This window comes from Bacillus sp. D48C (assembly GCF_053345735.1).
Window position 1 is genome coordinate 100700 of sequence record NZ_JBKFAQ010000001.1, and the last position, 22597, is coordinate 123296.

Consider the following 22597-nt stretch of genomic DNA (forward strand, 5'->3'; position numbering starts at 1 on the left):
CTTTCGTATTTTTATGTGAAATCTTTAATAGTATTAAGGATTTCCAAAACATAGTTATTATATCATAAAGTAGAATATCAAAATTAAGTTTTTCAAGAATGAGTAATTTGTATGTCACAATTTAACTGTTGATTAAGGGAATATTAAGACAATACATTTATAATAGAAGCAAGTATACAGACGAAATATGTAATATATGTTATTTTAATAGAAATAGTTCTTTCGATGCGGGGGAAATTAAGACATAGAAACGAGGGAATGAATTGAAGTATGGTTCTACACTTTTTCATCTTCCGAAAAGAAGTATATTAATTTCTAGCATTATAAGTAGTATGGTGACTTTATTAGTAATAACTATGCTGTTTATGATTTTAAAGGTTTTTAATTTAGACATGATGAAAGATCATTTAAATCAAAAGCTTATTTTAAGTGTTATGATGATTTTCATATGGGGCATAACATTTTATATTACGCATTTCAATAAAAAAGAGATGTCTATACCTAGGGTATCCCTGCGAGTGCATTTTATATTATTTTTGCTAGCTCATGCAGTAGCATTATTTTATATTGTAATGCAAGTTAATATGAGTTTCATAGAGACAATGAATTGGATTTACATTTATAATATGCAGTTTATATTAAGTTTTGTAGTAATTTATGCAATATATATTCTTGTATATAATTTAATAGGTAAGGTTTTTCTAAGTATGGTTTTATCTAGCTGTACGTTAGTCATTTTAGGTATTGTGAATTATTTGAAGCTTATTTTCAGAGGGGATCCGTTATATCCTTCTGATTTCACACAAATTACGCATATGCAATCTGTTATACCGATGGTGATGGACTATTTTAGCTGGAGTTATATTTTAATCATTATCGTAAGTATCGTGGCTTGTATTGTAGCAGGGATATATATGAGAAGGTATATTCAAAATGTAAAGATTCATCTAGGAATAAGAGCCTTATTAGTAGTAGGATCTATTTTTGTTCTATATGCGTACGGTAATTTTGCGAATACATTTATGAATAAAGTATTTCAAAAATCAGGTGTAGATTTTGTTTTGTGGAATCAAAATGAGAACTATGCTTCAAATGGTTTTGTACTGGGGTTTATTAGCAATTTAGATACAACAGTTATGGAAAAACCAAAAAATTATTCTAAAGAAAATATGCTTCAAATAGCAAACGATATAAAAAAACAATATAGTGGAAATATAGGGAACGAAAAGAAAAAAGAGAAACCGAATATTATTTTTGTAATGAGTGAATCGTTTTGGGATCCGACGAAAGTAACCAACCTTTCTTTTAGTGAAGATCCTGTACCAAATTTACATCATTATATAGAAAACTTTCCTGGTGGACAAACTATTTCTCCTACATTTGGGGGAAATACGGCGAACGTTGAATTTGAGGCATTAACGAGTTATTCAATGAGTTTGTTAAAGCCAGGTTCTATACCATATCAGCAGGTTATTACAAATAAGAAAGAAATTCCATCAATCCCGACGGCTTTGAAAAAAGAAGGCTATTACACAAGTGCAATTCATTCATTTGGACGCACATTCTTTAAACGTGATGATGTATATAAGGTGTTAGGATTTGATAAGTTTAATGCAGAGGACACGATGGAAAATGTGGATATTGATGGAGATTATATTAGTGATTTAGCGATGAGTGAAGAGATAATTGCTGAGTTAGAGAAACAAAAACAACCTACATTTATTCATGCAGTTACGATGCAAAATCATTTTCCATTTACAGAGGGCCGATTTGGTGAAAATCTAATAGAAATTAGCGGGCTAGAAAATGAAGAATCAAAGGGAGAATTAGAGACGTATACAGAAGGGTTAAGACGTTCAGATGAGGCTCTTCAATATTTAATAGAGCAACTAGATAATTTAGATAGACCTACATTATTAGTATTCTTTGGAGATCACCTTCCATCATTAGGAACAAATAAATCTTTTTATAAAGAAAATGGGTATATAACGAATGAAAAAACACCGAGTGAACGTTTAGCAATGGCGCAAACGCCGCTATTAATGTATGCAAACTTTGATATGCCAAATGATAATTTAGGTTTAGTAAGCCCAATTCATTTTTCTAATCTTATTTTTGATTATGCAGGGTTAAATAAATCCTCATTTTATCAATTTTTATCGGGACTTTACAAGGAAATACCAGTGCTTAGAGATGAATTAAAAGTTGATAAAAATGGGGAAGTAATCAATGATTTAACAAAGAAACAAAAAGAAATGTTAGAGCAATATAAAATGCTTCAATATGATTTACTCGTTGGAAATCAATATAGCAAAGAAATCCTCTTTTAATAAAAGAAACAAAAAGAACTTGTATAACGATACAAGTTCTTTTTTCATAGTATTTAACGGGGTAACCAGACAAGCTGGGTTTAGGGAGTATTACTTGTACATTTAGTATATATGAAAATGTAATCGTTTTATTTGTATATTTGTGAGAAATGTGTGAATTTTATGTTTTGTAAAAAATCGATTATGTTAACTTTCAATCTTGTATTGCAGTTGTTATGCATGTAAAAATTTTATCAGTTCTTTATTTAATTCACCCGCTTGATCGATTGGTGAACCATGGCCACTATTTGTAAGAGCATGTAACTGAGAATTTTTAATTCGTTGTTGCGTAAGCTCAGCACTTTTGTAAGGAATTAGTTGGTCGTGAACGCCGTGGAAGATTTTTGTTGGGACGTTAATTTTATTTAAATCTTTCGTTACATCTTCATTTGCAGCTGCTTGTAAAATTTTGATAAGGGCATAAGAAGCGGACTGCATACCGAGATAAGAAAACCATTCAAGGGTTGCAGCTCCTAAGTTTCTATTGAAAAAGGATAAAGATACATCATTTAAAAATTTTGGTAAATTAGCATACATTTGATTAATGAGAGCATCTGCTTGTTCTTTCGGTACACCGTAAGGGGACTCTTGATTTTTAACGAAAGAGGGGGAGACAGCGTCAATTAATGCGAGCTTAGAAATGCGGCGCCCATTATAGCGAGACATATAGCGAATAGAAAGAGCACCACCAACTGAGAAACCGACTAATGTAGCGTTCTCTACTTGGAGTGCTTCTAGAACAATTGCGATATCATCGGCTAATCGATCATACGTGTAACCAGTCCATGGCTTATCAGATTGCCCATTCCCTCGTATATCCATGGCGATACAGCGAAAGCCATGCTCTGGTAAAACATTGAGTTGATATTGATACATTTGATGATTTAAAGGCCATCCGTGAACGAAGAAAACAGTCTTACTACCTGGACCAGGATTAACGTCTTGCACAAAAATATGCACATCTTTCTCGACAGTAACAAACATAAATGTCCCCCTATTTTATGAATATGCTCTATCCCAAAAGCGTTGTTTTGTCATAGCTTTAATAAATTCATTTGCTAGTCGCGTAGGGTCTTGTTCTATTAAAACACCAGGCTTTCCTTCTATATTTAAAGATTGAATAATAGAAGAGCCGTTTTGGAAGGAGCCAATCGGCTTAAAGTGATTATATGATTCTACGACAAAGGAACTTGCTTTGTTAAGAAAATGATCATCCATCTTTCCGCCGATAAGAAGTAATCCATCATAAAGGAGTGGTGAGCCTGTTAAGAAAGTATCATTTACTTCCCAATGTCCATTTGATGTTCCCTGCACTATGCCTAATCGTTCGGAAACGATCACTGGTTGAAGACCTACTTGTTTGAACTGATTTATTATATATTGTGCGCTTGGCCCATCATATCCATTTGCAACAATGACACCTACTCGTAATGTATTAGGACTAAAGGTCGTATTTGCCATACTGAGTGCTGGAGATGATTTTGTAACGTTGGATTCTTGCACATTTGGGACTTTTGCTCCGAGAGCTTCTGCAACTAAAGTAGCCAATTCTGTACTAATATGTCCAATCATATCAACGACTTGTTGGCGGACAGATTTACTTTTGACTTTTCCTAATTCAAAGGAGAAAGCTTGTATAATATGGATTTTTTCGACGTGACTCATACTATTCCAAAATAAACGAGCTTGAGAGAAGTGGTCTTTGAAGCTAGCAGCAGTTTCCCTTGTTTTATGACCAGATACAGTAGAAGGATATGTAACGAACCCCCCCTTTGTCCCAGGTACAGTATAAGGAGAATTATTTGCTAAGGAATTGTTATGGTAGGCAACGTTTCCTTTGTCAATTATATATTTAGATGCACCATCTCTTTGATTGTTATGAAATGGGCATATTGGACGGTTAATCGGTAGTTCTTGATAATTTGTACCAACGCGTGCTAATTGTGTGTCTGTATAAGAAAAGAGTCTACCTTGTAAGAGAGGGTCATTGGTAAAGTCAATACCACGAATGATACTTCCAGGGTGTAGTGCCACTTGTTCAGTTTCAGCGAATACATTATCTACATTGCGATTTAAGGTCATTTTCCCAATGATTTTAACGGGAAAATCTTCTTCAGGCCAAATTTTCGTTGCATCTAATATATCGAAGCCGTATTTAAATTCGTCCTCTTCTTCTAAAATTTGAATGCCAAGTTCGTACTCAGGATAGTTTCCAGCATTAATATTTTCCCACAAATCACGGCGATGGTAATCTGGATCAGCACCACCTAGTTTTTGTGCTTCATCCCAAATTAACGAATGAACGCCGAGCTTTGGCTTCCAGTGGAATTTCACGAATCGTGACTTTCCATTTTTATTAACGAAACGAAATGTATGAACGCCAAATCCTTGCATCATTCGAAAGCTTCTTGGAATTGTACGATCGGACATAATCCACATCATCATTGCAGCTGATTCTTGATTATTGGCGATGAAGTCCCAAAAAGTATCATGTGCTGTTTGTCCCTGTGGAATTTCATTATGCGGCTCTGGTTTAAGGGCGTGAATAAGATCAGGGAATTTAATGCCATCTTGAATAAAGAAAATGGGAATATTGTTTCCTACTAAATCAAAATTTCCTTCTTCTGTATAAAATTTAACGGCGAATCCTCTTACATCTCGATTCGTTTCATTTGCTCCTTTTGATCCAGCTACTTCAGAGAAACGAATGAAAAGCGGTGTTTTTTTTGAAGGGTCTTGTAGAAAATGGGCCATTGTTAGCTCTTCTAAAGATTCATATAACTCAAAAATGCCATGTGCTCCGTATCCTCGTGCGTGAACGACTCGTTCTGGAATTCGTTCACGGTCAAAGTGAGAAAGTTTTTCTCGCATAAGGAAATCTTCTAGAAGGGTAGGGCCACGATCTCCAGCTGTTAAAGAGTTTTCATCATTTGAAATTTTAACACCTGTATTTGTTGTCATCTCCTTTCCTTCATTTTCACGCGTGAAAGATTGGAGTTGTTCTATCTTTTTATTTTTTTTGCCGTCCATAAAAACACCTCCCATAATATACGTATTATTGTTTATGGTTTTTATGCTTGTATATAGCATGAAGATGTTGCATCGTTGGGATGATTTTCCTCAAATGTGCGATTTATCTTTGTTTGTCTATGAAAATCATTTATTATAATAAATGGTATTCTTCGAGATATTATTTTGAAGGGGTGTTGAAGTGAAAGAAAGTTTTCTATCATATAAAGAAGAAGAAAGGAATGCAAAAATCCTTTTATGGGTGTTATATGTTATTGTTATTGTATATCAAATTTTCTATGCAATTGTATTAGACAATAAATCAATAATGGATAAGGGATACAACATAGTATGGCAAGTTATTTGCGGAGTAGCAATACTGTGCGTGAATATATATTTAATGAAAAAAGAGAAGGCAAACCTTGTTAAATATGCATGGATATTTGCATACATAGGGATAGAAATCGCTAATATATTTTCGTATATTTTTTATAATAAGGCGGCGTTTGATGCGACAAATATAATAGAAATTATTCTCATTTTCTTTGTACCCATATTTTTAAATAAAAAATTTTATGTAATCTTACTTTCTTCTATTGTAGGAAAATATTTAATTTATTTATTTGTATTAGAGGAAATAAAAGCATTTATGTTCCTTATTATGTGTACACTTATGTTAATAGCTGCATATATCATTTTAAACCGATTTTTACAATATCTTTCAGCTGTAAAGGAAAGTATTGCGATTGCTAGTGAATCACAAAAATTAGCAGTAATCGGAAAAATGGCAGCGACGGTTGGACATGAAATTAAAAATCCACTCGCTTCATTAAAAGGATTTACGCAATTACAAAGAGAGAAGCATGAAGAGGATCCTGTTTATAAACGTATGATCTTTGAAATAGAAAATATGAATAATATGATAAGTGAGTTGATGGAAGTTGCTACATGCAAGCCTTCTATTTATAAGAAACATGATCTGGGAAAAATTGTATTACAAGCAACAACAACTCTTCGCGAAAAAATGAATGAATTAAATGTGCAGCTTATTTCTAATGTGGGAGAACAAACAATAGAAGTTGAATGTGATGAACGAAGAATAAGAGGAGTCTTTCTATATACGATAAAAAATGCTTTAGAAGCAATGGAGCAAGGTGGCATATTACATTTACGGTTAGAAAATAAAGGGAAAGAGTATGTGATGATCAGCTTAATTGATAATGGTCATGGTATTAAGCAAGAAAACTTAACCCGTGTTACAGAGGCCTTTTATACAACGAAACAAGATAAAATTGGTCTGGGTCTTACAGTAGCGAATCGAATTGTCGCCGAGCACCTTGGTGAGTTACATATTTCAAGTGAAAGAAATACTGGAACGAGAATAGACATTATTCTGCCAAGGAAGTGTGGAAATACTGAAATTCAAGTGGAAGAAAAGCTAGGAGTTACCATATGAATAAAGGCTATATATTTAAAAATGAAGAAATAAAGGCGTTGAAAGTATTTTTAAGTTTATTTTTTATTATATTTTTTGTGTATGATCTTGCCTATGAATTTATCGTACCTTTAATCGCGGGAGAGCAAGAAGGCGTAGGAAAGTTTGAAGATGGTTTAGGTTTATGGCTTTACTTTTTGATGGTAGTATTGTTTTGCATTGGAATATACTTTATGAAATGGAAGAATGTTTTTGCGGTAAAGTATATTATTCTAATTGGCTATAATGTATTAGATTGTATCCACAACATTATGATTTATTATGGTAGCGATGCGGAATTTGACGGTGGAAATATAGTAGAAGTATTTTTTATTTTGTTTGCACCAATCTTTGTGAATAAAAGATATTTCTGGTTAGTTCCAGCGATACTTGTCGGGAAGTACGCTTTTACAGGAATCATTATTCAATCTTCTCTCGTTTTAATCCCAATGGCATTATATAGTGTATTTACTATTATATGTTGGATTATATTTTTGAGGGTTCAGTCTTACGTTCGTACGCTTGAGATGATGGACAAAGAAATAAAACAAACAGAAAAACTAGCAGCTGTTGGAAAGATGGCAACGGTTATTGGTTATAAGATTAGAAGACCTTTAGCAAACTTAAAAAAACTTGTGAATAAACAAGCAGACAAGCATCCAGAGGATAAAATTTATAGTGATATTATGAAACAAGAAGTAGATCGGATTCATATAATTGCTACAGAACTTAGTGGATTTGAGAAATCTAAATCACTAGAATCAGAAACTCATAACATACAAGAAATTATCTCTTATGTTATTCGAGTTATGGAAAAGCCTGCTTTAAAACAAGGAGTCCACATACAAGGTATTTACAGTAAAGACTTACCATCAATTACATGTGATGAAAAACGATTAAAACAGGTCTTTTTTAATTTAATTAAAAATGCAATTGAAGCAATGTCAGTTGGCGGAACAATTACGATTAAAGTTACTGTAAAAGAAGGAATCATCGTTCAAGTGAAAGATGAGGGATGCGGCATTCCGAAAGATAAAATTCCAAAGTTAAACGAAGCCTTTTATACAACGAAAGAAACAGGAACTGGTCTAGGTTTAGTAGTTACAGAAAAAATTATTAAAGATCACAACGGTAAAATGAGTTTTGAAAGTGAAGTTGGGGTTGGAACGACGGTTGAGGTTATGTTACCACTGCATTAACTACAAAAAACATCACTTATTTGGAAGTGATGTTTTTTTATTTTATCCCGCTATTTGCCGGGCAGCCCGATTGGTGAGGGCTGATTAAAGTTTCACTTTATCTATAAAGAATGTATGATGTGTTTTTAATATCAAAATGTTTTTTGAAAGTTTTCATTATGGATTTTCCGGGGGGAATTTAGACTATAAAAATTAATTATTTTTTTCTAAAAAAACTATTTTCTTTTTTGGGTTTTAATGGTATATTCAAAACACGATAAATAAATTCCTATATTTGGCACACTATTCGAAAGGATAGGTCGCAAAGCTAAGAGTCTAAAGTAATGAAAATTACTATGATAGTCTGGTTGCAGTTTGGATTTTCACACATAGTTGTATGTATGAAAATCGAAGAGGCAACTGGACTTTTTGTTTTCTTAAAAAAAAATAAATGGGCACACTGTTCGAAAGAATAGGTCGCAAAGCTAAGAGTCTAAGGTAATGAAAATTACTATGATAGTCTGGTTGCAGTTTGGATTTTCACACATAGTTGTGTGTATGAAAATCGAAGAGGCAACTGGACTTTTTGTTGTCTCAAAAAAAATAAATAGGCACACTGTTCGAAAGGATAGGTCGCAAAGCTAAGAGTCTAAGGTAATGAAAATTACTATGATAGTCTGGTTGCAGTTTGGATTTTCACACATGTTGTGATATATGAAAATCGAAAAGGCAACCAGGCTTTTTATTTTTTCAGAATACACATTATGATTGTAAATTTAGTCGATTAATACATTTAATGTTCGGAATATTCTGTGCATAAAAAGCGAGGGAGGGAAGTACATTGCAAAATCAAATAGGGAAATTTGGGCGTATACTTCTCGCTGGAGGAATATTATTTACACAAGTTGGTGTGCTAGACTACTCTGCAACGAAAGTTTATGCGGTTACAAATGACGAGCAAGGACGTTTTATCGTTCATATGGATAAACAAGAAATAAAAGTTGATGAAAATGTAGTATTAAAGATTACAAATACAAATAAACAAGATGCTAATATCGAGCTGAAATTATCTAATGAGCAGCTCTTTAATGAAGAAGAAACGAAAAAAATGAATGAAAATAATAAAGCGATTCAAAACATTTCAGTAACAGAAGATCACATTGTAAAAATTGAAAAGAATGAACAAAGTAATTTTATCGGTGACGTATATGTAGTCATTCAAATGAAAAAAGCTGGAGAGTACAAATTTGAACCGATAGTGAAGTTTGAAGGGAATGAAAAGAAAATTGAATCTCCTTCTCTACATGTTGTAGAGAAAAAAGAGGCTTTAAATGTAGCTATTTCTGATGAAAATCCAAAGGCTTCAGAGGAAGTTGTGAAAAAAGAAAAAAATGAAAAAGTAAAAGTATCGGAAGAAAATAAAAAACAAGAAATAAAGCCTACTAATGCTGAAGTTCCAAAAGAAACGAATACTTTAGAGAAAGAAAAGGTTAATGAAGAACTCGTATCAAAGGAAAATGAATTAAAAGAGAGCAATAAGGTAAACGAAAATAATCAGGAATTACCTGCTATTCAAGCTGAGAAGGTATTAAAGAGCCAATCTCTACTAGCTGCTAGTCCTGTTACAAGTATTCTTAGATATCCAAATGTAAAGGTAATAAATAATAGAACAGGTGAAGGGCCTTCTATCCCGGGTAAATATGCTTTTAGATTTGTTTGGAGCCCACAAGTAACATATGAGGTAAAGGGTAGTAGCAATGACAGAACTGGTCAAAGTCAATATACATTTAGAAATTCAAATAGAGAACAGTACGTATTAGTAAAAAAAGCTGGTGAATATCAAGGGAAATGGATTGATGTCCGTATTAATATTCACTCTATGACAGCTTCATCTGTAGATGTTAAAACACCAATAACTAAAGGTGATGCAAAAAACTTTTTACAATTATATGGGAACGGAAGGTCAGGACAAACTTATAATGCTTCCTTTGAATTTTATGAACACGGAACAAGTAAAAAAGTACCATTAACGGCAATGTGGAATTTCAAAAGGATAAATAGTTATAAAAATGTAACGTTACGTAATGATGGTAGTCATTTAACGAATTTATACGTGTATGATACGAGTTCAATTAGGTATCAAGACAAAGGGAATAATAAAATAGAGTTTTCTGGAACAGCAGGCCCAGTAGCTACTCCAGAAGCAGATATGACAATTACATTTGATAATTTAACAGAATTACCGCTAGAAGTTAGATTAAATGCTTCAGGTGTTAATGTATCATACGACCAATTAGCGATTGCACAAATTGAAATTCCAGCTCCAAGTGTAATAGGAGATATCGTGGAAGATAATTCCCGTCAACTTTCTTATAAGGTATATCAAAATATGCCTGCTCAATCGAAAGATATTCACTATGCGAAATCTTTTGTATTAGAAAGTGAAGTGAATAAGGATTTTACTGTGAATGATGTTTCCATTCAAGATGTGGAAAGTGGAGATGATGTAAGTAGCTTCTTTGATATTAGCAGGAAAAACAATAAGGTCACTGCGGTTGCGAAAGCAAATGCGCTAAAAACAGAAGAATTCAACGGGAAAATTTACGAGATGACAATTACAGGTTCTCCTGTAAAAGGTGCTGATGTAATGAAATATTATAAAGATGGTTATCTTGAAATACCGGTGTCAGCTAAAAACTATTTAGATGACGATAAGAATGGGCAAGATAGTAATCGAGATGGAATCGCAAAAATAAGGTATAAAGGTATTCCGACTGGGAAACCAGTCCCACAAAAAGTAGTGCAAGGAACAGATTTAACAAAAATGGATATTTCTAAATTTGTGACAGATTTATCTGTAGATACGAATTTGGATGTAGATAAACCAATATCAGTAATGAAGTTAATCAATATTCCGGATACAAAAACAATAGGGAATCATACTGTAACGGTTGTAATTGAAACGAAGCAAGGTGTACAAGCGGAGATTCAAGTACCGGTTACTGTCGTTGATGGGACTTTAAAGTTAGTAGACGTACCAAAAGAAATTACCTTTGGAGATGTAACAATTCCATCGAAAACAACGACATACACACCGAAGGCGATTTCAAATTCTTTAAAGGTAACCGATAATCGTGTTAAAAAGCAAAAATGGAGTGTATATGTAAAGGAAATTACACCATTAACTTCAGCGCAAAATGACACATTGACGGGAGCATTGATTTACAAACGAAATGGAAAGGATACACCTTTAAGTAATTCTAGTATAGAAGCATTCTCGTATACTTCTAAAAACGACGAGGAGGTTTCATTAAATTGGAAGGAAAACGAGGGAATTCATTTACAAGTAAAACCAGGGCCGAATGTCAAAGCAAATACAAAATATGCTGGACAGCTAGAATGGACATTAACCGATGCTCCTCTCTAAAAATATATGAAATATATAAATTTTAGAAAGGAGAGAGTAATGAAAAAAATAGTTGGTATTATCGTTTCCACAGTTATATGTGTGCCGTTTCTTATGGCAAATGTAGTAACGGCTACAAGTACGAATTCAAAAGCGGGTATTACATTTTCGAATAGCTATACACCAAATACATCAACTGATCCGACAAAGATAAATACAAAAAAAGAGACAGTTGATAAAAATAAAAATGGAGATAAATATTTACCGAAAACAGGAGGCCAGACACGGGACTTCAAACAATATATAGGATTGTTTTCGATTGTTTTATCTCTATATGTATTCAAAAGAATTAGGGGAAAGCAAGTGTATTCAAAATAAAAAATAGATGAAAACAGAGAAAAGGGGAAGGTACATATGAAACTAGCAAAATTAGCATTAATCGGTGCAGTATCATTAACATCAGTTGCAGCAGTAGGAACTTCAGCATTTGCGGAAGAGAAAGCAAATATGAAATCAAAAACCGATGTAACGTTTATTGAAGATACAAGCACAACAGATCCAAACAATCCAGAAAATCCAAATGAAAAAGTTACACCAGAGAACCCTGATGACCATGAAAAAGGAACAAAAGGTCCATTAAGTATTAACTACGTTTCTAACTTACACTTCGGCGAGCAAGTTATCTCTGGTAATGATCAAACGTACTTTGCAAAATTGGATAAAGTGAAACAAGGGAGCAAAACAGTTGAAGTACCTAACTTCGTATCTGTAACAGATAACCGTGGTACAAATGCAGGATGGAAATTGAAAGTAAAGCAAAATGCACAATTTAAAAGTGGTAATAGTGAGTTAACAAATGCAGCTTTAAGCTTAAGTAACCCAGCTGTAAATTCTGTAACTGATGCACAATATGCACCTACAACATTTAAAAATAAAGTAACGCTAGCTCCAGGTGGAGATGCGGTGGAAATTACTACTGCCGCAAAGAATAAAGGTATGGGTGATTGGACGACTGCATTTGGTAAAGGAACAGAACAAGGTAAACAGAGTGTGAGCTTATTCGTACCAGGTACGACGGCGAAAGAAAAAGGTGCGAAATATTCAGCTGAGTTAACTTGGACTTTAGAAGATACACCAAACTAAGCTTATACAAGATTGAAAATTAAGAATGACTGAATTTTAAAAAATGATTATAAAGGGGTATAAAACTATGAAACTAGCAAAAATAGCATTAATTGGAGCGGTAACATTATCATCAGTATCAGTAGGGACGTCTGCATTTGCAGCTGAGAAAGATGGCGGGAAATTAGACTCAAAAGCATTTATTAAATTCGAGAAAAATACAGATAAAATTGATGTTGTTAATCCAGAGAATCCAGATGAAACTGTAGATCCAGTTGATCCAGATAAAAAAGGTACAGATGGTCCACTAAGTATTGATTATGTATCTAACTTCAACTTTAAAACACAAAAAGCATCAGGGAATAACGAAATCTACTTTGCAGAATTAGATAAAGTAAAGAAAAAAGTAGACGGTTCTGTAATTGACGTGCCGAACTACGTTCAAGTAACAGATAATCGTGGTACAAATGCTGGATGGCATTTAACAGTAAAACAAAATGGTCAATTCAAAACTGCAGATGATAAAGCGTTGGATGGTGCAGCATTAACATTAAAAAATTCAGCTTTGAAATCAAACGCAGGTAGCGACGCACCAACAGCAGAACAATCTATCACATTAAATCCAAGTGGTGCAGCATCTGATTTAATCGATGCAAAAGAAAACCAAGGTATGGGTACATGGGTAAATACGTTTGGTAAAGATGCAACAGAAGCGAAACAAAGCGTAGAGTTATCTGTACCAGGTAAAACGAAAAAAGAACAAACACAATACACAACTTCACTAACTTGGGAACTAACAGACGCTCCTATGTAAGTAAGAGGAATTTTAAGATAAAAGAGGAAAATGAGAAGAGATAAGGGAATGGCTTTAACCTTATCTCTTTCTTGTCTATAAAATGGATATGAAGGGGACTACATAAGAGATGGTAAAAAAACTATTTACTAGCTTACTATTAATTACATTCTTCATGGTAAACGCTTTTTCAGTATATACGGCTGAAATGAAATTCGCTGTGACAGCAGTTATACCAGAAAATCAAATTGATAAAAATCAAACGTATTTTGATTTGAAAATGCAACCTGGACAAAAGCAAACAATTCAAGTCCAAATGAAAAATGATACGAATAAAGAAGTTGTGGTAGAATCGTTTGCTAATACAGCAATTACGAATAGCAATGGTATTACAGATTATAGTACAGTAGAACCAAAAACGGATTCTACTTTGAAATATCCGTTTTCTAAAATTGCTAAAATGCCAAAAGAAACGAAAGTCCCAGCTAACAGCATAGTGACAGTTGATATAAACTTGGAAATGCCAAGTGAGTCGTTTGATGGTGTTATTTTAGGTGGTTTATACTTTAAAGAAAAAGAAGATGAGAATGCAAAGAAAAAAGATGAAGGTGTGCAAATTGAAAATAAATATGCATACGCAATTGGCGTTGTTTTAAAAGAGACGGATGCTGAAGTAAAACCAGACATGAAATTAAACGAAGTAAAGCCAACACAAATTAACGGGCGTAACGTTGTTACTGCAAATTTACAAAACGTAAAGCCAGCAATGTTAAAAAATTTAAGTGTTGATGCAAAGGTATATAAAGAAAAAGGTACAGACGTTTTATTTGAAGCGAAAAAAGAAAATTTAAGAATGGCGCCAAACTCAAACTTTGATTACGCTATTAGCTGGGAAAACAAAGCGTTTGATCCAGGAATGTACCGAGTAGAAGTGAAAGCCACTGATGGCGATCAAAAGTGGGAATGGACGAAGAAATTTACAATTGAAGGAAAGACAGCCGATAAGTTAAATGATACAGCGGTAGAAGCGAAAAAAGACTACACGCTATATTACATTATCGGCGGAGTACTACTGGTAATTATATTATTAGTTCTTGTGTTCTTCTTAGGTAGACGTTCTAAAAAAGAGGACGATAACGAAAAATAATATATTGATAGTGTAAAAAGAAAATAATGGATGTTTTACTATGAAAAATATATAATGGCTTTGTCTGTTATTTGTTGTAGTTCATTTATATTTCTATTTGTTGACCCGAATCTCGGGTCTTTTTTTATGGAATGAATTGCTATATATCAGTAATGAGAAAAACAGAGTATACAGCACTTGCAGCATGAATATAAAGAGGGGTTGTATACTCTCTCAAAAATAGGTTTCCAGCTGTAATACTGTTAGCACCAGTAAATTCGGTGCTAACAGTAGGTTCGTTTTCTGGCACAACGAAAGCATTTACGTTGGTACATGTACTTTCTCATTTATCTATTTTTCTGTGGTCAATTGTATTGTGTATATAAATTTAAAAATGATAGCGTTAGAGCCACCATTTCTCCTGAGGAAGCAAAATAACATCCACATCAAAATTCTCTTTAAACCAATCATACATCAATGTCTCTTTCACTAAATATTCAGAGGCAGAGTGTGACACCCCAATTAGAGACATATTCGTTTCTTTTACATAATCCATAATGAGCGAGTATTTATGTCGCCCGTAATCATTGTCGATATGGCAATGGATTTCTCCTGTAATATATGCTTCGGCACCTTTTTTTTCTGCTTCCTTCATTAAAGATACAACATCGCCACATCCAGCGATAATTGCGATTTTTTTGATGGAATCATGTCGTTTACCTTCGAAGTCTGTGTAAGGGATCTGGAAGAGTTGTTTTAGATGTTTTTGGAGTGCTTCTGTTGATGTTTCATCTATTTCACAAATAAGGCCAACTGGTTCTTGTTCTGGACCTCCATATGCAAAGTCGTCCACTACAGTAGCGTTTAATGCTTTTGCAATTGAAATACTCGTTCCATGCGTTTGATGAAAATCCATTGGTACGTGACATGTATATATAGAAAGTTGTTTTTCTTTTATTCCTTGCAAATATTTTTCAGGAATTGGTATGAAACCGCGGCCTGATCTTCCAATTGGATCACCGCACTCCATTACAAGGGGATGGTGCATAAAGAGTAAATCACCGGGTGTGGATTGTGAAATGAATGTTTCAAGAACGTCATCTGTAGGGAATACAGCTAAAAATACTTTGTTTACATTTTCAGATCCGTGCATCATAAGGCCGTTAAATAAATCTACAAAATTTGCTTCGAAAAATTGTTGCCAAGGAAATTTGATAGGATCATATACGGCTGGGATAAATCGACTAAAGGCACTATCTTTTCCGTATTTTTCAATTTGAAATAAGTGATCGAGTGATTGCTCTATTTTTTTTAAGGCTGGCATGTTTAATAATCCTCCTTAAGATGATTCTTGCTTTATGAGTTGTTTGTATTCTTCGTAGCGAAATAAGAAGCGATAGGAAACAAATAAAGCCTAGAATCCAGCCGATAGAAGGAGAATAGGGAAGTACATGCTGTAATAGCATTTCGCTAGAAATGAAGAAACTACCAAATAGACTTAATAAAATAGGATATCGTTGTAGTTTGAACACGGATAGCAAACCTCCTTTCTCCTGTATGAACTACTCATAAAAGCTCGATTGCTGAAACTTTATCACATACATTGTATATTAGTCTTAATTTTCTGTATATAAATTTTAAGAAAAATGGTGATACAATATATGAATGATAAGAGAAGAGAGGATGAAGATTAACATATGTACGTTACTGTAACAGAAGCAGCATATAAAAAGATTATGGATACGATTCCAAGTGAAGCGAAATATATAAAGTTATTTTACGATAATGAGGGTTGCGGTTGTGTCATGAGCGGAATCATCGATTTAGTAGCTGTAGCAGAGAAAGATGAGCGCGATGTGGATATTGAATCAAGCACAATGAATTTTATCGCTGATCGTACAAAGCTTGTATTTATGGACGATAAGTTAACGGTTGATTGGCATGAAGGTGGAGGAACTTTTCAGTTGAAGAGCCCAAGCCAGTTTTATAATCCAAATATGAAATTACACGTTCGAGTATAGTAAAGGAAAGGTGATTCCAAAATGTATTTTGGAATCACCTTTTTTTATTTTATAAGTCGATATATTTGGGAAGTCGCCGATATAAATGGAGTTGCGCCAATATAATTTCATTTACCAAAACGTTTCATATTATAAAAAGTTTTTTCACATAATGAAATGTACAAATGATTGAATTTTCTGTATAATTTTCTTTGCGGAGGGGATACGCATGAGAAGATGGGGAATTGAGTTATTAATTTTAAGTGTTGTTATTATTTGGGGGATTAACTATACAATTGCGAAGTATGGACTTTTAGAATTTACAACAATTGAGTTTACCGCACTTCGTATGATGGCGGCGGCACCGCTCCTGTTACTTCTTACTTTTTTTATTGAAAAGTCGGTTTATATGGAGCGAAAGGATATACCTAGATTAATCATCGTTAGCGTTGTAGGTATTGTACTGTATCAAACGTTATTTATGGAAACTGTCAAATATACATCCGCTACAAATGCCTCTTTACTCATTTCTATTTCACCTATTTTTACAACTGTATTTGCGATTTTTCTGAAACAAGAAAAGTTTTCTTCTCGAAAGCTCATAGGTTCTATCATTGCCTTTAGTGGTGCAGCATTAGTTTTAGTAGCAGGACATTCACTTGCTAGTTCTTTTTATGGCAATGGAATTGGACTTATTACATCAATATGCTGGGGGCTTTATCCTGTTTTAGCAGGACCATTAATTAAAAAATATTCAGCACTACGTGTTACCGCATGGTCAGCCTTAGTTGGCGCGATTCCGCTTTTATTGTTAAGTGGACCATATGTATTTATAATGCCATTTCACATTACACACGGAATGACACTATTCGCCTTACTATATTCCATTTTCTTTGTAACAGTATTCGGCTTAGTCATGTGGTATGTTGGTGTTCAAAAAATTGGGGCGTCACATACGATGGTATATATGTATATAACGCCGCTTGTAGCTGTTTTATTTGCAGCTGTCTGGGCAAATGAATATGTATCGTTTCAACAAATCATCGGTGGAATTATCATTTTTGTCGGTTTATGGTTTGTGAAATCGGAGAAAGTAAAAGTTCATTCTATTGCAGGGGAACCTATATCAAAATAGGAAAACAGATCACCTATGATCTACTTTCCTATTTTTTTATTTTTGGTAAGAAGATGAGAAATAAGATAGCAGTAATAAGTGGAATTAAGTTTAAAAATGGAATACGGAAGAGTGTAATAAGAATAATACCTGGAAGAAGAACACCGAGGACAGCGTAAAAAATGCTATGGTTTTTCGTGTACCAATACAATGAAAGTCCGATAAGTGCAGGGATAATGAGGTGAATGAGAGCCATTAAAAAATAAATCATTAGACGCCCCCTTTATTTGTGTGCTTATTACATCATATCCGTATGTTCATAGATTGATATCATTTTTTTCATAAATGGACGAAAAAAGTTTGGAAAACCGTCACAAAATATGAGAATATGATGTTCGAAATCTTGTATAATATTATTTCCTAAAAACATTTAAACAACATAAACATACGGTTTATGTTGTTTTTAATTTGAGTGAAATGGATGTAAGGAATATGAATTTGAAAGAAATTTTTTGTTGAATAGATAAGAACGAATGAAGAGAGGTACAGCATGATTAGTATGTCACTAAGATCATTTAAAATCCAATCGTATTATATACTAGGTATTTTGTTACTAGGTTGGATGTTAACACCGTTTTCAGCACACTTTTTAGGCGCTGGAATTGGGCTTATTGTAAGTATGTATTGCGTTTGGCTTTTAGGGAGAAGAATTGAGAAGCTTGGAGATAGTATTGTAAAGAAGACGAAAGCACCGACACTCGGTATGTTTAACCGTTTTGCAGCTGCCATTTTGGGTGCTATTATTATGTACGAAATTGAGCACCACATGGTTATGTGGGCATTTGCAGTAGGGATTATGGGTGGTTATTTCTTAATCGTTGTGAATTTAGGATACTATAGCATGAAAGATGAGAAAGAATTAACGAAGAGCTAAAAAAGATAAAAAGATAAAAAACCTCTTTTGGATGGAATAGAGGATCCAGCGAGGGATAGAAGCGGTCAGAGCCTCTTTTAGCCTCATGCGATGTGAAACCAGAGAGATGTAATGAGTAGGGATATAATTTATATGTTCGAAACCGTGATTTGTCCCTGTGGAAATAGGTTTACTCTGGGATAAGTGATTCAGTGATGGATAGTACAACAGGAAGCGAAACTTTGCCTGAAATGCAGGTTTCTGCTTCTAATAAGTTAACATGAAATCACGTATTAGTAGGACTTTTATGTTCTTTAAAAAATTTGGATATAATACAACAAATTATTCCGATAATTAGAATAATATATTTTATCGTTTCACTTGTATGCTCAAATAAATTAACGTTAAGCATTACAAGTCCCCAAAAAATTTGGATCGCTCCGTAAATGAATAAAATTTTTCCTGCACGAGAAAAATTTTTCATAGGCTTCACCCTTTCCTGTATATGTAAATTGTATCATAAAAAACTAAAAATGAATGAGTATAAAATGAATTTTCTGTAATTTATTGAACTAAGTCACAGATGAAGAGATTAACGTTTCACTTTATATAAGATATAAAAAGAAGCTTACGTAAAAACGTAAGCTTCTTTTTTATGTAAGTGTGTGTAACCGTTAAGCCGCATTGGGTTTTGTCGGTGAGTACGCGAAACTTTACGGTTACACGACACTTATTCATATGAGTAAAGGGTTATTCCAACAGAAAGTGTTAATTTAAGCGATTGGGCCGCCTAAGTTAATAATATCTTCAGAAACGCTTTCGAACTTTTTGAAGTTCTCTTTGAATTCATTTGCAAGCTCGATTGCTTTTGCTTTGTAAGCAGCTTTATCAGCCCAAGTTTGTTCAGGCATTAACACTTCGTCAGGTACACCTGGTACGTGAAGTGGAACTTCAAGACCGAAGATGTCATGTTTAGCTGTTTCAGTTTTTGCAAGTTCACCGCTTAATGCTGCTTGAATCATTGCACGAGTATAACCTAAGTTCATACGTTTACCAACGCCGTATTCGCCGCCAGTCCAGCCAGTGTTTACTAGGAATACTTTCGCATCGTGTTTCTCGATTTTTTCACCAAGCATTTCAGCGTAGCGAGATGCATCAAGTGGTAAGAATGGTGAACCGAAGCAAGTTGAGAATGTAGCTTGCGGAGATGTAACACCGCGCTCTGTTCCTGCTAGTTTACTAGTGTAACCACTTAAGAAATGATACATAGCTTGCTCTTTTGATAACTTACTGATTGGAGGCAATACGCCAGATGCATCAGCAGTTAAGAAAATAATAGTATTTGGGTGTCCAGCAACACTTGGCAGTACGATATTGTCGATCGCATGCATAGGGTATGCAGCACGAGTATTTTCTGTTAAAGTAGTATCGTTGTAGTCTGCGATACGCGTTTGGTTATTAATGATAACGTTTTCTAAAACGGATCCGAATTTGATTGCATCGAAAATTTGTGGTTCTTTCTCGTGAGAAAGGTTTACACATTTTGCATAGCAACCGCCTTCAATATTGAATACACCGTTATCAGACCAACCGTGCTCATCATCACCGATTAATTTACGGTTTGGATCAGCAGATAAAGTTGTTTTACCTGTTCCAGATAAACCGAAGAATAGTGCTACGTCACCTTCTTCACCTACGTTTGCAGAGCAATGCATAGAAAGAATATCTTGTTCAGGTAGTAAGAAGTTCATAATAGAGAAGATTGATTTTTTCATTTCTCCAGCGTATTCTGTACCACCAATTAGTACAATACGTTTTTCGAATGAAACCATAATGAATGCTTCAGAGTTTGTACCGTCAACAGCTGGATCAGCTTTGAAATTCGGTGCAGAAACAATTGTGAACCCTGACTCATGAGTTGTTAATTCTTCTTCAGTTGGACGAATGAATAATTGATGTACAAATAAATTGTGCCATGCATATTCATTAATAACTTGAATTGGTAGGCGGTAATTGCGGTCAGCGCCTGCAAATCCTTTGAAGACGAATAACTCTTCTTTTTCTTTTAAGTATTCTAAAACTTTAGTATATAATTTATTAAAATGTTCTTCAGAAATCGGTTGGTTCACAGCTCCCCAAGCAATTTTGTCAGCAACCGATGCTTCTTTCACAATAAATTTATCTTTAGGAGAACGTCCTGTATATTTTCCTGTTGAAGCAGAAACGGCACCAGTAGAAGTTAATTTCCCTTCATTTCGCATTAATACTTTTTCCACTAATTGCGGAACACTTAGTTGAATCTGTGCATTGCTTCCGTTCAATAATTCGTGTAAACCAATTTGGACATTCACAGTACTCATATTTATATACCATCCTTTTCATTTAATGAAATATTTCTCGTAATCCCCAACAAGAGTATAACACAATTATATAAATAATGTATACTATTTATTTCTTTTTGTTTGTGTGAATGTATTATTTCCCTATTAATATTTCATTTTAGGCGTATTGAGAAAAACTTTCAGGAAAATGTGAATATTAATTGACAAATGAATATCATTTCTTTAGTATAGGTTGGGACGGATACTCTCTTATCCCGAGCTGGCGGAGGGACAGGCCCGATGAAGCCCAGCAACCTCACTTGTATTGATAAATGCAGGTGAATAGGTGCTAAAACCTGTGCGAGGCTACAGGTCTCGAACGATAAGAGCGAAGGGCAAAAAGCAGTATGCAAGTAGCAAATTAAACCTTTCCTCTATGTAAAGTAGGAAAGGTTTTTCTGTATGCTTGTGTGGGAGAATAAATGTATGTCGCAGTTTGTGGCAAATTAAGGATGAGTTCCGTACAATATATACAATTACTGTAGGGAGGTTTACCACATGACAAAAAAACGTCATCTGTTCACATCTGAGTCTGTAACTGAAGGACATCCAGATAAAATTTGTGACCAAATTTCTGATTCAATTTTAGATGCGATCTTATCAAAAGACGCAAATGCACGTGTAGCTTGTGAAACAACTGTAACAACTGGTTTAGTATTGGTAGCGGGGGAAATTACGACTTCTACTTACGTAGATATTCCGAAAATCGTTCGTGAAACAATTCAAGGCATTGGTTACACACGCGCAAAATACGGATTCGATGCAGAAACTTGTGCTGTTTTAACATCTATCGATGAGCAGTCTGCTGACATCGCTATGGGTGTTGACCAAGCGCTAGAAGCACGCGAAGGTCAAATGACTGACGCTGAGATTGAGGCAATTGGTGCAGGAGACCAAGGTTTAATGTTTGGTTTTGCATGTAATGAAACACAAGAATTAATGCCACTTCCAATCTCGCTTGCTCACAAATTAGCTCGCCGTTTAACTGAAGTACGTAAAGATGATACATTATCATACTTACGTCCAGATGGAAAAACGCAAGTTACAGTTGAGTATGATGAAAATGGTAAACCAGTACGTGTTGATACTATCGTAATTTCTACACAACATCACCCAGATGTTACATGGGAAGAAATCGATCGCGACTTAAAAGAGCACGTAATTAAAGCTGTAGTACCAGCAGAATTAATGGATGGAGAAACGAAATTCTTCATTAATCCAACTGGTCGCTTCGTAATTGGTGGACCACAAGGTGATGCTGGCTTAACAGGACGTAAAATCATCGTTGATACTTACGGTGGATACGCTCGCCACGGTGGCGGTGCATTCTCTGGTAAAGATGCAACAAAAGTTGACCGTTCTGCAGCATATGCAGCTCGTTATGTTGCGAAAAACATCGTAGCAGCTGGTCTTGCTGACAAAGCAGAAGTACAACTTGCATACGCAATCGGTGTAGCACAACCAGTATCAATTTCAGTTGATACATTCGGCACAGGTAAAGTATCTGAAGACGTACTAGTAGAACTAGTTCGTAACAACTTCGATCTTCGCCCAGCTGGTATTATTAAAATGCTAGACTTACGTCGCCCAATTTACAAACAAACAGCAGCTTACGGCCACTTCGGACGTACTGATGTAGATCTTTCATGGGAACGTACAGACAAAGCTGCAGCTTTAAAAGAGCAAGCTGGTCTATAATATATGAAAAAAAG

The 22597-nt window shown here is 34.5% G+C and carries 18 protein-coding genes and 4 riboswitches; of the genes, 12 read left to right on the forward strand and 6 right to left on the reverse strand.

Going from position 1 to position 22597, the window contains the following annotated elements; all coding sequences use genetic code 11:
- Positions 1-263: 263 nt before the first annotated feature.
- Complete coding sequence (locus ACLBXA_RS00630) at positions 264-2330, forward strand: LTA synthase family protein (protein ID WP_000873640.1); 2067 nt, start codon at positions 264-266, stop codon at positions 2328-2330.
- Positions 2331-2543: 213 nt separating this feature from the next.
- Here the strand turns inward: ACLBXA_RS00630 and ACLBXA_RS00635 are convergent, their stop codons facing one another.
- The gene (locus ACLBXA_RS00635; RefSeq protein ID WP_144514171.1) at positions 2544-3353 is read right to left on the reverse strand and encodes an alpha/beta fold hydrolase; all 810 of its coding nucleotides are present in this window, start codon (positions 3351-3353) and stop codon (positions 2544-2546) included.
- 15 nt (positions 3354-3368) lie between these two features.
- Positions 3369-5399 (reverse strand): catalase, encoded by a 2031-nt coding sequence (locus ACLBXA_RS00640; protein WP_000348754.1) that lies wholly within the window; start codon positions 5397-5399, stop codon positions 3369-3371.
- A 181-nt stretch (positions 5400-5580) separates the two neighbouring features.
- Here ACLBXA_RS00640 and ACLBXA_RS00645 point away from each other — a divergent pair, with 181 nt between their 5' ends.
- The 7 genes from ACLBXA_RS00645 to ACLBXA_RS00675 all read left to right on the forward strand — a co-directional run bounded on the left by ACLBXA_RS00645 (position 5581) and on the right by ACLBXA_RS00675 (position 14498).
- Positions 5581-6834 carry an ATP-binding protein gene (locus tag ACLBXA_RS00645; protein ID WP_000664883.1) on the forward strand — a complete coding sequence of 418 codons (1254 nt, stop codon included), beginning with the start codon at positions 5581-5583 and terminating at the stop codon, positions 6832-6834.
- Complete coding sequence (locus ACLBXA_RS00650) at positions 6831-8051, forward strand: ATP-binding protein (protein ID WP_001032631.1); 1221 nt, start codon at positions 6831-6833, stop codon at positions 8049-8051. The genes ACLBXA_RS00645 and ACLBXA_RS00650 overlap by 4 nt, the downstream gene beginning before the upstream one ends.
- Positions 8052-8317: 266 nt before the next feature.
- Positions 8318-8406: riboswitch (cyclic di-GMP riboswitch) on the forward strand.
- Between the two features lie 68 nt (positions 8407-8474).
- A riboswitch (cyclic di-GMP riboswitch) is annotated at positions 8475-8563 on the forward strand.
- A 67-nt stretch (positions 8564-8630) separates the two neighbouring features.
- Positions 8631-8719: riboswitch (cyclic di-GMP riboswitch) on the forward strand.
- 152 nt (positions 8720-8871) lie between these two features.
- The gene (locus ACLBXA_RS00655; protein ID WP_001180906.1) at positions 8872-11457 is read left to right on the forward strand and encodes a WxL domain-containing protein; all 2586 of its coding nucleotides are present in this window, start codon (positions 8872-8874) and stop codon (positions 11455-11457) included.
- Positions 11458-11496: 39 nt separating this feature from the next.
- Entirely contained in the window at positions 11497-11814 is a 318-nt protein-coding gene (locus ACLBXA_RS00660; RefSeq protein WP_000724871.1) for a hypothetical protein, read from the forward strand.
- A gap of 36 nt (positions 11815-11850) precedes the next feature.
- Positions 11851-12579: a WxL domain-containing protein gene (locus tag ACLBXA_RS00665; RefSeq protein WP_000761529.1), complete on the forward strand. Its 729-nt coding sequence runs from the start codon at positions 11851-11853 to the stop codon at positions 12577-12579.
- Positions 12580-12646: 67 nt separating this feature from the next.
- On the forward strand, positions 12647-13372 hold the full coding sequence (locus ACLBXA_RS00670) for a WxL domain-containing protein (protein ID WP_000761506.1): 726 nt from the start codon (positions 12647-12649) through the stop codon (positions 13370-13372).
- A gap of 109 nt (positions 13373-13481) precedes the next feature.
- A complete protein-coding gene (locus ACLBXA_RS00675; protein ID WP_086403253.1) occupies positions 13482-14498 on the forward strand; it encodes a DUF916 and DUF3324 domain-containing protein in 1017 nt (338 codons plus the stop codon).
- A gap of 382 nt (positions 14499-14880) precedes the next feature.
- On the opposite strand, the gene ACLBXA_RS00680 is transcribed toward ACLBXA_RS00675, so the two are convergent.
- Entirely contained in the window at positions 14881-15801 is a 921-nt protein-coding gene (locus ACLBXA_RS00680) for a Nif3-like dinuclear metal center hexameric protein (RefSeq protein WP_001111119.1), read from the reverse strand.
- Between the two features lie 373 nt (positions 15802-16174).
- On the opposite strand from ACLBXA_RS00680, the gene ACLBXA_RS00685 reads away from it, so the two are divergent.
- Both ACLBXA_RS00685 and ACLBXA_RS00690 read left to right on the forward strand, forming a co-directional pair.
- Positions 16175-16498 carry an iron-sulfur cluster biosynthesis family protein gene (locus ACLBXA_RS00685; protein WP_000289570.1) on the forward strand — a complete coding sequence of 108 codons (324 nt, stop codon included), beginning with the start codon at positions 16175-16177 and terminating at the stop codon, positions 16496-16498.
- Positions 16499-16706: 208 nt separating this feature from the next.
- Positions 16707-17612: a DMT family transporter gene (locus ACLBXA_RS00690; RefSeq protein WP_001255422.1), complete on the forward strand. Its 906-nt coding sequence runs from the start codon at positions 16707-16709 to the stop codon at positions 17610-17612.
- 28 nt (positions 17613-17640) lie between these two features.
- Here ACLBXA_RS00690 and ACLBXA_RS00695 read toward each other — a convergent pair whose 3' ends face one another.
- Positions 17641-17862 (reverse strand): hypothetical protein, encoded by a 222-nt coding sequence (locus ACLBXA_RS00695; RefSeq protein WP_000639042.1) that lies wholly within the window; start codon positions 17860-17862, stop codon positions 17641-17643.
- 279 nt (positions 17863-18141) lie between these two features.
- On the opposite strand from ACLBXA_RS00695, the gene ACLBXA_RS00700 reads away from it, so the two are divergent.
- A complete protein-coding gene (locus tag ACLBXA_RS00700; RefSeq protein WP_000624926.1) occupies positions 18142-18525 on the forward strand; it encodes an ATP synthase subunit I in 384 nt (127 codons plus the stop codon).
- A 265-nt stretch (positions 18526-18790) separates the two neighbouring features.
- On the opposite strand, the gene ACLBXA_RS00705 is transcribed toward ACLBXA_RS00700, so the two are convergent.
- Together ACLBXA_RS00705 and pckA are read right to left on the reverse strand one after the other, a co-directional pair.
- On the reverse strand, positions 18791-18988 hold the full coding sequence (locus ACLBXA_RS00705) for a hypothetical protein (protein WP_000788101.1): 198 nt from the start codon (positions 18986-18988) through the stop codon (positions 18791-18793).
- Positions 18989-19277: 289 nt separating this feature from the next.
- A complete protein-coding gene (pckA, locus tag ACLBXA_RS00710) occupies positions 19278-20864 on the reverse strand; it encodes a phosphoenolpyruvate carboxykinase (ATP) (protein ID WP_000108813.1) in 1587 nt (528 codons plus the stop codon).
- A gap of 228 nt (positions 20865-21092) precedes the next feature.
- Positions 21093-21214, forward strand: a riboswitch (SAM riboswitch).
- 169 nt (positions 21215-21383) lie between these two features.
- Between pckA and metK the strand changes: the two genes are divergently transcribed.
- Positions 21384-22583, forward strand: coding sequence for a methionine adenosyltransferase (gene metK, locus ACLBXA_RS00715; RefSeq protein ID WP_000163117.1), 1200 nt, complete (start codon positions 21384-21386; stop codon positions 22581-22583).
- Positions 22584-22597 lie beyond the last annotated feature (14 nt).